The sequence below is a fragment of the Propionivibrio soli genome (assembly GCF_025770765.1).
Classification (GTDB): Bacteria; Pseudomonadota; Gammaproteobacteria; order Burkholderiales; family Rhodocyclaceae; genus Propionivibrio; species Propionivibrio soli.
The window spans coordinates 144168-156198 of record NZ_JANZKY010000014.1 but is presented as its reverse complement, the minus strand read 5'-3'; the positions used below and the strand labels follow the sequence as shown (position 1 = coordinate 156198).

General features: G+C 59.1%; 11 protein-coding genes. 1 reads left to right on the top strand and 10 read right to left on the bottom strand.

The window, feature by feature from the left end; all coding sequences use genetic code 11:
- Window positions 1–240 precede the first annotated feature (240 nt).
- The 10 genes from NZ453_RS16885 to NZ453_RS16840 form a co-directional block, all read right to left on the bottom strand.
- Window positions 241–663: a ClpXP protease specificity-enhancing factor gene (locus tag NZ453_RS16885; RefSeq protein WP_263771914.1), complete on the bottom strand. Its 423-nt coding sequence runs from the start codon at window positions 661–663 to the stop codon at window positions 241–243.
- Window positions 664–757: 94 nt separating this feature from the next.
- Complete coding sequence (locus tag NZ453_RS16880) at window positions 758–1354, bottom strand: glutathione S-transferase N-terminal domain-containing protein (RefSeq protein WP_263771913.1); 597 nt, start codon at window positions 1352–1354, stop codon at window positions 758–760.
- A gap of 104 nt (window positions 1355–1458) precedes the next feature.
- Window positions 1459–2193 carry a cytochrome c1 gene (locus tag NZ453_RS16875; RefSeq protein WP_263771911.1) on the bottom strand — a complete coding sequence of 245 codons (735 nt, stop codon included), beginning with the start codon at window positions 2191–2193 and terminating at the stop codon, window positions 1459–1461.
- Window positions 2190–3608: a cytochrome b gene (locus NZ453_RS16870; protein WP_263771910.1), complete on the bottom strand. Its 1419-nt coding sequence runs from the start codon at window positions 3606–3608 to the stop codon at window positions 2190–2192. The genes NZ453_RS16875 and NZ453_RS16870 overlap by 4 nt, the downstream gene beginning before the upstream one ends.
- Window positions 3609–3610: 2 nt before the next feature.
- Window positions 3611–4207: a ubiquinol-cytochrome c reductase iron-sulfur subunit gene (petA, locus tag NZ453_RS16865; protein WP_263771909.1), complete on the bottom strand. Its 597-nt coding sequence runs from the start codon at window positions 4205–4207 to the stop codon at window positions 3611–3613.
- Between the two features lie 100 nt (window positions 4208–4307).
- Window positions 4308–4907, bottom strand: coding sequence for a recombination mediator RecR (gene recR, locus NZ453_RS16860; RefSeq protein WP_263771908.1), 600 nt, complete (start codon window positions 4905–4907; stop codon window positions 4308–4310).
- Entirely contained in the window at window positions 4907–5230 is a 324-nt protein-coding gene (locus NZ453_RS16855) for a YbaB/EbfC family nucleoid-associated protein (protein ID WP_263771907.1), read from the bottom strand. Before NZ453_RS16855 ends, recR begins: the two co-directional genes overlap by 1 nt.
- Window positions 5231–5251: 21 nt before the next feature.
- Complete coding sequence (gene dnaX / locus NZ453_RS16850) at window positions 5252–6955, bottom strand: DNA polymerase III subunit gamma/tau (protein WP_263771905.1); 1704 nt, start codon at window positions 6953–6955, stop codon at window positions 5252–5254.
- Between the two features lie 85 nt (window positions 6956–7040).
- Window positions 7041–8885 (bottom strand): translational GTPase TypA, encoded by a 1845-nt coding sequence (typA, locus tag NZ453_RS16845; protein WP_263771904.1) that lies wholly within the window; start codon window positions 8883–8885, stop codon window positions 7041–7043.
- Between the two features lie 249 nt (window positions 8886–9134).
- A complete protein-coding gene (locus tag NZ453_RS16840) occupies window positions 9135–11219 on the bottom strand; it encodes a YgiQ family radical SAM protein (RefSeq protein ID WP_263771944.1) in 2085 nt (694 codons plus the stop codon).
- A gap of 241 nt (window positions 11220–11460) precedes the next feature.
- Between NZ453_RS16840 and NZ453_RS16835 the strand changes: the two genes are divergently transcribed.
- Window positions 11461–11988 (top strand): inorganic diphosphatase, encoded by a 528-nt coding sequence (locus NZ453_RS16835; protein ID WP_263771903.1) that lies wholly within the window; start codon window positions 11461–11463, stop codon window positions 11986–11988.
- The last annotated feature ends 43 nt before the right edge of the window (window positions 11989–12031 follow it).

Sequence of the window (12031 nt, the reverse complement as noted above, 5' to 3'; positions counted from 1 at the left end):
CGCAGGGGCGAAGAGTCGGCCAAGGTGCCTCAAGATGGTGCAAGCGTCCCTTCTGTACGCCTCACTGCCGGGCATTCGGGACGTACCTCCTCACCGGATATCTCCGATGTACGGGAAATGCCCCCTACGGTAGGAAGGGCATAACTCGCTGGTCGCGGGAGCTTTGAACTCCGACACCAGACGGGATCGAACGCGAGGGAACCGGCAGTGCTAGATCTTCTCGACGAACAGAAAGGGGGCTTACTTGATGCGTTGCAGCTTGGGCCGTCCGCCGGAGGGCGGAGGTTCGGGCTTTTCGTCGTCTTCGGAGTCGGAGACAAGGTCTACTGCGCCGGACTCCTCGGCATTTTCCGCGTCAGCTTCAAACGCCATTCCGGCGCCGTTTTCCTTCGCGTAGATTGCGACCACCCGACCGACCGGAACGGACAAGTCTCGCGCCACGCCGCCGAATCGTGCCTGGAAAGTGATGAGGTCGTTAGCAATCTTCAGGTGCCCCGTCGCCTCGTACCCGATGTTCAAGACAATTTGCCCGTCGCGGACAAACTCGCGCGGCACACGGGTACGCTCGTCAACGGCCACCGCAATATACGGGGTAAAACCATTGTCCGAACACCATTCATGGATCGCTCGTAGAAGGTAGGGCTTGGTCGACGGGAGGTCCATGGTTTTCGGTTTACTTACTGTAGGTAAGAGAAATCGGTCGGGACGCGAGCGAGCAGCTGAGCAAAGAGATTGTGCGCCGCGTCCCGAGAAAACGCTATCGGCGCATTGCCTTTTCAGACGGGGTCAACGCATCGATGAAGCCCTGGCGGCTGAAGATCCGTTCCGCATACTTCATCAGCGGCGCCGCAGATTTCGGAAGCTCGATGCCGTAATGGTCAAGACGCCACAGCAAGGGCGCGATCGCGACGTCGAGCATCGAGAAATCCTCGCCGAGCATGTGTTTCTGCTTGACGAAGATCGGTGACATTTCCGTGAGGCGATCGCGGATCACTTGCCGCGCCTTGTCGGCCGTCTTGAGGTTCTTTTCCAGCGCCTCGATATGCGAGAAGACTTCGCGCTCCATCGTGACGAGAAGCTGACGAGCCCGTGCGCGCATGATCGGATCCGGCGGCATGAGTTGCGGATGCGGGAAACGCTCGTCGATGTACTCGTTGATGATGTTCGGCTCGTACAGGATGAGATCGCGCTCGACGAGGACAGGCACCCGCCCGTAGGGATTGACCATCGCGATGTCCTCGGGCTTGGCGAAGAGATCGACGTCAATCACCTGGAAATCCATGCCCTTCTCGTACAGAACGATGCGGCAGCGTTGGCTGAACGGGCATGTGGTGCCCGAATAGAGATTCATCATGATCAAACCCTCAAAAAAACGAACCGGCATCGTGACGGCGAAGACGCATTTCGCGCTTCTGCCGGCGATGCCGCGGCTCAGAAACCGACGATTGCTAAAACAGTTTAATTCTTCTTGACGTCCTTCCAGAACTCCTTCTTCAAAGCATAAGAGACGGCGAAGAGAACAAGCAGGAATGCGAGCACCCCGTATCCGAGCGTTCTGCGGAAGCCGGCGGCCGGCTCGCCCGCCCACACCAGAAACCCGACCAAGTCCGCCACTTGCTTGTCGTAATCGGTGGTTGAAAGTTCGCCTGGCGTCGCGAGTTGCAGATGGTTGCTCTCGTGATCCAGAACCTGTTCGCCTTGCAACTGCCAGAGCGCGTGTGGCATACCGACATTGGGAAAAATCGTGTTGTTCCAACCGGTCGGCCGCTGCGGGTCGCGATAGAAGGAGCGCAAATACGTGTACAGCCAGTCGGCTCCGCTGCCGTCACCGGAAGCACGCGCCCGAGCAACGAGCGACAGATCCGGAGGCGCAGCTCCGAACCACTGCTTCTGATCCGTAGACCGCGCGGCAACCCGCATGGGCTCTCCCACCTTATCGGCGGTGAACATCAGGTTGTCGCGGATCTGCTCTTCCGTGAGCCCGAGTTCCGTCATACGGTTGTAGCGAACGAAGCTGGCGCCGTGACAGTTCAGGCAGTAATTGACGAACAACCGGGCACCGTTCTGCAAAGCCGCCTTATCACCTTGTACGTCCGGTGCGCGATCAAGATGAAGTGCGGCTCCGGCGGCAGAGGCGAGTGTCGGCGCCACCAAAAGGGCTAGCAGCAGTCTTTTCACGACATTCGCTCTCATTTGTAGACCACCCTTTCCGGCACCGGCTTGCACTTGTCGATCTTCGTATACCAAGGCATCAGGAAAAAGAAAGCGAAGTAAACGAGGCTGAAGAACTGTGCGACCAATCCGCCTATCGCCGATGGCGGCTGGGTACCGAGATAACCAAGGGTCAGGAAAGCGATAACGAAAGCCGTCAAGAAACCCTTGTAGATCGGACCGCGATAACGGATCGAACGCACTGGACTACGATCCAGCCAGGGCAGAAAACCGATGATCAGCACCGAGGTGCCCATGGCAACTACGCCCCAGAACTTGGCGTCGATAGCCCACATACCGACGATGATGGCCACCGCGGCGAGCGTAATGATCACCTGCTTGACGTCGGACGTACCGCGGACAAGCCACAGCCACAACCCGGCAACACAGACCTGCAGGACAATGACGAAGTCGGAGGTTACCGAGCGCAAAATCGAATACGACGGCGTGAAGTACCACACCGGTGCGATATGCGGCGGCGTCTTGAGCGGATCCGCGGGGAAGAAGTTGTTGTACTCGAGGAAATAACCCCCGCCCTCTGGCGCGAAGAAAACGATCCCGAAAAAAACCATCAGGAAGACGACAACGCCGACAATGTCTTTTACCGTGTAGTACGGATGGAAAGGGATGCCGTCGAGCGGTATCCCCTTGTCGTCCACCTTGTCCTTGATCTCGATGCCGTCGGGATTGCTCGATCCCACTTCGTGCAGCGCCATGATATGCGCAACGACCAGGCCGACGAGGGCGAATGGAATGGCGATGACGTGGAATGAGAAGAAACGGTTCAATGTCGCATCACCGATCACGTAGTCGCCACGAATCCAGATCGACAGAGGCTCACCGATCAGCGGAATCGCAGAGAATAGGTTGACGATGACCTGCGCACCCCAGAACGACATCTGGCCCCAAGGCAAGAGGTAACCCATGAATGCTTCAGCCATCAGGACAAGGTAGATGAGCGTCCCAAAGATCCAGATGAGTTCCCGTGGCTTGCGGTACGACCCATACATCATGCCGCGGAACATGTGCAGATAGACGACGATGAAAAACGCCGACGCCCCTGTCGAGTGCATGTAGCGGATGATCCAGCCGAAGTTCACGTCCCGCATGATGTACTCGACGCTGGCAAACGCGACCGGAACACCGGCGGCGTTCAAGGACGCATCCGGCTTGTAGAACATGACCAGGAAAATCCCGGTAATGAGCTGAATGGCCAGTACGACAATGGCCAGAGAGCCGAAGTAGTACCAGAAGTTGAAGTTCTTCGGCGCGTAGTACTCGGCAAGATGGTCCCGCCATAGGGACATAGCCGGGAAACGCGCGTCAACCCATTCGAGGGCGTTTCCGGCGAGCGATCCGTCCGACTTGAATTTATCGTGATTGGTCTTGGCACCCATCGTTAAGCCCCCCGTGTTTCTTCGCCGATCAAGATACGCGTCTCCGAAAGATACGTATGCGGCGGTACGACGAGGTTGGTCGGCGCGGGCTTGTTCTTGTAGACACGCCCCGCGAAGTCGAACGTGGAACCGTGGCAGGGACAGAGAAACCCGCCTGGCCAGTCTTGCGTCATCCCCTCCTCCGCACCCTTCTTGAACTTGGCGGAGGGAGAGCATCCAAGGTGAGTACAAATACCGATCGCAACAAGTAGGTTGGGCTTGATCGACCGCGTCGCGTTCTTGCAGGAGTTTGGTTGCTGATCCGCCTCGGATTTCGGGTCGGCGACCGCGCCTTCGACTTTCGAAAGCGTATCCAGCATTTCTTGAGTTCGGTTGAAAATCCAGACCGGCTTGCCACGCCACTCCACGGTGATCAGTTGTCCCGGTGCGAGATTCGTCACGTCAACTTCGACCGGAGCACCCGCCGCCTTGGCTCGTTCGGACGGCAGCATGCTGGAGAGGAACGGAATGGCCATCGTGGCCACCCCGGCTCCGCCGACAGCGGCCGTCGCCAGGATCAACCGTCTACGACCGCAATCCATTTTGCCTGCTGTGCTCATCGGACCGATCCTCGGAACGAAATGACCGATAGTGGAAAAATAAGCGCAAGATTATACACGGAATCCCCCTGATGTCAGAACGGACAATGCCAACTACTTGTTAAGCAAGCGATTTTCGTTCTCGGACCGCTTGTGCAAGCGTTCCTGAATCGACATATTCGAGTTCGCCACCCACCGGTACGCCGCGCGCGATTCTCGATACGCGCAGGCCTCGGTTCTTGAGCATTTCGGTCAAGTAATGCGCCGTAACTTCGCCTTCGTTGGTGAAGTTAGTCGCCAGAATGACTTCCTCCACTTGCCCATCCGTGGCCCGCGCTAGGAGCTGTTCGAGTTGCAATTCGCGCGGACCAACACCGTCAAGCGGCGAAACCCGACCCATCAAAACGAAGTACAGACCCGAGTAAGCATGGGTTTGTTCCATCATGTTCATGTCGACTGGGGTTTCGACGACGCAAAGCATGCTGGGATCACGCTTCGATGAACGGCAGCGGTCGCAAATGTCGTTTTCCGTGAAGGTATTGCAGCGCTGGCAGTGCTTTAATGCCCCCAGCGCCAAATGCAGTGCGTCGGCCAGACGTTTTGCGCCGGGACGATCGCTCTGCATCAGGTGATAAGCCATGCGTTGAGCTGATTTCGGGCCGACGCCCGGCAGGCAACGCAATGCCTCGATCAGGGATTCGAGGCTGGATGGCGTCGACATCAGAAAGGAAGCTTCATTCCTGCCGGGAGATTCAGCCCCGCGGTAAATCCGGCCATGCGTTCTTGCGTGACAGTCTCGGCACGGTGCATCGCATCATTAACTGCCGCTGCGATCAGGTCCTCAAGCATTTCCTTGTCATCCATGACCGAGGGATCGATCGTCACGCGCCGAACGTCATGGGCACATGTCATTAGAACTTTCACCATCCCGGCGCCGGATTGGCCTTCAACCTCAACTTGAGCCAACTGCTCCTGCGCCTTCTTCATGTTTTCCTGCATTTGCTGGGCTTGTTTCATCAAGCCGGCAATACCGCCTTTCATCATCGCTTTGTCCTCGAAATTGGGTTAAAGGGGTTTAATGGAAGAATCGATCAACTTGGCATCGAAGGTGTCGATGACGCCGCGGACGAAATCGTCTTGCTCGACCGCCTCGATTGCCTGACTCTGGCGCTCTTGGCGCTTTCGCTGCGCGGCGGCCGCCGGGGTATCCCCACCGGTCTCCTCCACGTTGATTGCCAAATGTACCGCTCGGCCGAAATAGTCACCGAGTGCCTGTTGCAGCTTGTCCTGAGCCGCCTTCATCGCGAGATGCCGATGCGCCGGAGCAAGCGAGAGTACGACTCGTCCCGCATTCGACTCGGCGAGCACGCAATGCTGTCCAAGTTCACGCGCCATGCCTCCGATCTTCAGCGCTGAAAGGATTTCATGCCAGTCTGTGTCCCGGTCGCCCCCCCTGTCGGACTGCTTCCCAGTAAGACCTTGACCGGCTTGCGATTCGTCCGGCGTGGGCAATGAGATGACTTGAGGTTCGGCTCCCGGCATTTCTGGAGTTTCAGCACACCCCTCGTCCGCCGGCGCTGTAGCCACGGTCACTGCTCGTGCGGATACCGCCGGTTTTGTGGCCGGTGCCGGATTGCTGTTCCCCTTTGCCGCCGGTCGTTTCAATTCACCGCTACTGTTCGGCGACTCCGGGCGGAAGGCATACAGGCGAAGCAAGGTCATTACGAAGCCTGCCAGATCGTCCGGAGCCAGCGGCAACTCCTTGCGCCCGTGCACGGCGATCTGATAAGCGAGTTGGACGAATTCAGGGTCGAAATCGGCAGCCAGTCGCTCCACTCGCGCCCGGTCCGGCAAGTCGTCGGCAATTGCTTGCGGCGCGAGTTGCATGACCTGAACACGCGTGAGCAGACTCGCCATCTCCTGTAATGCCGCGTCGAACGATAAGCTGCGCGTCGACATGTCGTCCGCTATTTGCAGCATGCGTGCCGCATTGCTCGCCAGCAGAGCGTCAAAGACGTCGAAAAGGTAGTCGAGATCGACCGTACCGAGCATGGCCCGAACCTGCGCCTCGTCAACGCGGCCGGCGCCGTGCGCGATGGCTTGGTCGAGCAGCGACAATGCGTCGCGCATGCTGCCCGAAGCCGAACGCGCGAGTAGATTCAGAGAAGCGGCATCCGCCGGGATCGATTCGACCTCAAGAATATGCTTCAGATGCCCGGCGATCAGCGGCGGCGTCATCTGCTTGAGGTTGAACTGCAGACAACGCGACAAAACGGTTACCGGAATCTTTTGTGGGTCGGTAGTAGCCAGAACGAACTTCACATGCTCGGGCGGCTCCTCCAGCGTCTTCAGCATCGCGTTGAATGCCGAATTCGAAAGCATGTGAACTTCGTCGATGACATAAACCTTGAAACGGCCGCGCGTCGGGGCATAGACCGCGTTCTCGAGCAGCTGCCGCATCTCGTCGACCTTGGTATTGGTCGCCGCGTCCACTTCAAGCAAGTCGACGAAACGCCCGGCGTCGATCTCAGTACACGCAGAACAAACACCACAAGGCTTCGCAGTGATTCCCGTTTCGCAGTTAAACGATTTTGCGAGGATTCGCGCGAGCGTCGTTTTGCCGACTCCACGCGTGCCGGTAAAGAGATAGGCGTGGTGCAGCCGTTGCTCGCTCAACGCGTGCGTCAAGGCTCGCACCACATGCTCCTGGCCAACCAGGCTTTCGAATGTTCTCGGGCGCCATTTGCGCGCCAGGACTTGATAACTCATGGGCCGATTTTACTCTGAATCGGTCTCGCGGCTGACAGCTGCCTCCGTACCCGCTGACAAACACCGCACCGCGGCGCCTCTCCTGTCAGCCTTCAGCGCGCGATGCCCGCCGGCGCTCATGTTCCGTCAGGAAGCGCTTGCGAATACGGATCGTTTTCGGCGTGATCTCGACCAGCTCGTCGTCATCGATGAATTCGACAGCTGACTCGAGCGTGAGTTGTACCGGCGGCGTAAGCCGTACGGCCTCGTCCGTGCCCGAGGCGCGAATGTTGGTCAACTGTTTGCCCTTGATCGGATTGACCACAAGGTCGTTCTCACGCGAATGGATGCCAATGACCATACCTTCGTACAAGCGATCGCCAGGCACGACGAACATGCGACCACGGTCTTGGAGCTTCCATAATGCATAGGCGACCGCTTCTCCATGCTCGGCGGAAACGAGCACCCCGTTACGGCGTCCGGGGATGTCGCCCTTGACCGGCGCATAGTCGTCGAACACATGGCTCATCAAGCCAGTGCCGCGCGTGAGGTTCATGAATTCGCCCTGGAAGCCGATCAGGCCGCGCGCGGGAACCCGGTATTCCAGTCGCACGCGCCCCCGCCCATCCGACGCCATGTCGACAAGATCACCCTTGCGGTAGCCAAGCGCCTCCATGACACCGCCCTGATGGGTTTCCTCGACGTCGAGAGTCAGCATTTCATAAGGCTCGCACTGCTCGCCGTTGATGGTCTTGAAGATCACCTTCGGCCGCCCTACCGCAAGCTCATAGCCCTCTCTCCGCATTGTCTCAAGAAGAATCGTCAGGTGCAGTTCTCCACGCCCGGAGACAAGAAAGGAGTCGGTGTCGGCGGTATCCTCAACCCTCAATGCCATGTTGACCAGAAGCTCCTTCTGCAGACGCTCGCGAATCTGGCGGCTCGTCACGAACTTTCCTTCGGTGCCGGCATACGGCGAGTTGTTGACCATGAACGTCATGTTCAGCGTCGGCTCGTCGATCTTGAGCATCGGCAACGCTTCCGGCGCGTTCGGATCGGTGATCGTGCAACCGATCGACAGTTCGTCGATGCCGGTAATCAGCACGATGTCACCGGCGACGGCTTCGTCCATCGGCGTACGCTCGATCCCACGGAACCCGAACACCTGATTCACCTTCGCGTTCTTCGGCACGCCATGCTCGAAATTGCCGTCGGCATCCGGCTGCCCGTACATCACCGTCACCTGCTGCGCGGGCTTGAGCCGGCCGCGCTGTATACGACCGATGCCAATGCGGCCGACGTACGACGAATAGTCGAGCGCAGCAATCTGCAACTGCAGGGTGCCTTCGATATCGTCGGCTTCCGGCGGCGGGACATATTTCAGGATGGCCTCGAACATCGGGCGCATGTCGGTACCCGGTTGCTTGAGGTCCGTCGTCGCATAACCGTTGATTGCGGACGCATAGACGACCGGGAAGTCGAGTTGCTCATCGGTCGCGCCCAGCTTGTCGAACAGGTCGAAGGTATGGTCGACCACCCAGTCCGGCCGGGAGCCATCACGGTCGATCTTGTTAACGACCACGATGGGCTTCAGGCCGAGTGCAAGCGCCTTTTTTGTGACGAAGCGCGTCTGCGGCATCGGCCCTTCGACGGCGTCGACAAGCAGGAGCACCCCATCGACCATTCCCAGCACACGTTCGACTTCCCCACCGAAGTCCGCGTGCCCCGGCGTATCGACGATGTTGATGTGTACGCCTTCATAGTCGACCGCCAGGTTTTTCGCGAGGATCGTGATGCCCCGCTCTTTCTCCAGATCATTGGAGTCCATGACCCGCTCGGCGACGTGCTGGTGGGCCGCGAACGTCCCGGCTTGCTGGAGCAGCTTGTCGACCAGCGTGGTCTTGCCGTGGTCGACGTGGGCGATGATGGCGATGTTGCGTACGGGACGGGACATGAAGGGGTAACTCGTTGAAAAGGGCGGCAATTCTACCACAGCGCGGGGGCTTCCCACTGGCTCAGGCAGTCAAAGACGCAAAATGATCAAAAGGAGTATGCCAATATCTTTGGCTCTCAGAGCCAATTGATTCCTGTCTTGAGGCATCCTATTTCTTACACGCTGGCTTCGACAGAGCCATCGGAGCCAACGCTCGAGGGTAACATCTCCCGAGCTAGGCAAACTCTGCGGTTCGGCTCACGCAATCAATCAGCGACCGCGTGTTCCGCGAACTGCTGGCCCGCGCTTCGCCACGGCATCCTCCCTCCCTGCAGGGGGGCGCGGCCGTCCCGAGACAAACGAGGTACCGCGTCGCAGCCCGGTTCCGGTTCCCGCCGGTTGGAAGATGGGCACCAGATGCTTCTTTCCGTTGCCGATCAGGTCGGCCCTCCCCATCCGCTTCAAGGCGTCGCGCAAAAGCGGCCAATTCTCAGGATCGTGATAGCGCAGGAAAGCCTTATGCAACTTGCGCTGACGCCCGGAACGCACAGTTTCGACAAGCGGCGAGTCCCGCCCGACTTTCTTCAGCGGACTACGTTCGCTGTGATACATCGCCGTCGCAATGGCCATCGGCGTTGGCAAGAAGGTCTGCACCTGATCGAGCCGAAAATCGTTGCGTTTGAGCCAGAGTGCCAGCGCCAACATATCTTCGTCGCTCGTCCCGGGATGGGCAGCGATGAAGTACGGGATCAGGTACTGCTCCTTGCCAGCCTCCTTCGAGAACTTGTCGAAGAGCTGTTTGAACTTGTCGTACGTGCCAATGCCCGGCTTCATCATGTGTGCCAACGGGCCGGCCTCGGTATGCTCGGGTGCAATCTTCAGATAGCCGCCGACATGATGCGTCACGAGTTCCTTGACGTACTCGGGCGACCGTACGGCCAGGTCGTAGCGCAGTCCGGATCCAATCAGAATTCGCTTCACACCCTTGATCGCGCGCGCCTTGCGGTACAACTGGATCAGCGGCGCGTGATCGGTATTCAGATTCTCGCAGACGTCGGGAAACACACAGGAAAGCCGGCGGCACGCCGTCTCGATGCGCTTATCCTTGCATGCCATGCGGTACATGTTTGCCGTCGGGCCGCCCAGGTCGGAAATGACGCCGGTGAAACCCGGCGTCTTGTCCCTGATGTCCTCGATTTCCTGCAGGATCGACGCCTCGGATCGGCTCTGGATGATTCTTCCCTCGTGCTCGGTGATCGAGCAGAACGTGCACCCGCCGAAGCAACCGCGCATGATGTTGATCGAAAACCGAATCATCTCGTACGCGGGAATTCGAGCATCGCCGTAGGCCGGATGCGGCCGGCGCTGGTACGGCAATCCGAAAACGCCGTCCATCTCCGCCATGGAGAGAGGGATCGGGGGCGGATTGAGCCAAACGTCCCGTTCGCTATGGGCCTGCACCATCGCTCGCGCGTTGCCGGGATTCGACTCGATATGGAAGGTCCGCGAGGCGTGGGCATACAGCACCGGGTCGTCCTTGACGCTCTCATACGACGGCAGACGCACGACGGTCCGCGTGCGATCGAGTTTGACGGCCCGTGAGGGTTGAAAACGTATCGGTTGCACCCCGGGCTCATCGGCCGGACGATCGGCCTGAGCGGCCGCTTCTTCCGCATACGGGTTCGCGTGACGTATTAGGGGCCCCGGCGTATCCACTTCGGTCGAATCGACTTCGGCCCATTCAGGGGCCGGGCGCCAACCGCGAGGCGCCATGAACGCCGTACCGCGAAGATCGCGAATCTGTTCGATCGGTTCGCCGCCGGCTAACCGATGCGCCAGGGCAACCACCGCACGTTCGGCATTGCCGAAGATGAGGAGATCCGCTTTCGAATCCGGCAGCACAGAGCGGCGCACTTTGTCGGACCAGTAGTCATAGTGAGCGATGCGGCGAAGGCTGGCTTCGATCGACCCGATCACTATGTTGGCATCCGGAAAGGCTTCGCGACAGCGTTGGGCGTAAACGACCACGGCCCGGTCGGGGCGCCGGTTCGGTTCGGCATTCGGGGTATAGGCGTCATCAGAACGGATCTTTCGGTCAGATGTGTAGCGATTGACCATCGAATCCATGTTCCCGGCCGTCACGCCGAAAAAAAGATTCGGCTGTCCCAGAGCACGGAATGCCTCCGCCGAATGCCAGTCGGGCTGCGCAATGATGCCTACGCGAAAGCCCTGTGCCTCGAGCACCCGTCCGATCAACGCCATGCCGAAACTTGGGTGGTCAATGTAAGCATCGCCCGAGACGAGGATGATGTCGCACGAATCCCAACCCAACGCATCCATTTCCGCGCGCGACATGGGCAGAAACGGCGCCGCGCCGAATCGTTTCGCCCAGTACTTCCGGTACGAAAAAAGCGTCTTGGATGCGTCAGGAGCAACGGTAATGGGTGCGGACATAGGGGGCGGATTTTACAGGCAATGCCATTGCGGGTCAGGAAAACGAAGCGTCGCCCGTTCCCGGGCTGCAATGGTCTTCGAAAAAACGGCAATGCAAAGGTTCCATCGACCTTACGAGTAGCCCCATTGCCGGCCAGCTCACTTGAACTACACTGCCGGGATGGACAACCTACCAGGCACGGACTCCCCGGGAATCGGCCAGATCAAACCGATCGAACTCGACGTGGTGATCGAGATTCCGCGCGGTAGCTTTCTGAAGCGAGGCTCGAATGGGAACATCGACTTCGTTTCGCCCCTTCCATGCCCTTACAACTACGGTTCGGTCCCCGAGTACGTGGGGCTCGACGGAGACCTGCTCGATGCTCTCCTGCTCGGCCCTCGCCTCTCCCTTGGCTCGCATCACCGAGTTATGGCGTGGGGCGCGGTAACATTCACCGATCGCGGCATGAAGGACGACAAGCTCGTCTGCTCGACGTATCCGCCCAGCTCGCAGCAGAGGGAGCAAGTGCTTCGCTTTTTCCGCTTTTACGCCGTTTGTAAAGGATTGCTCAATATTTGGCGGCGGCGCCCGGGCCGCAACGCGTGCGAGGGATGGTGCGACGCCGCCGAGGCGGTTGCGCGCGCTCGACCACGCGGGGCTTCGTGGTCTGGATCGCGCATCGGTTTTTAGCTGGCCATGTACTTTAGTACGAAACCTGCTATCCGGTCTTCGC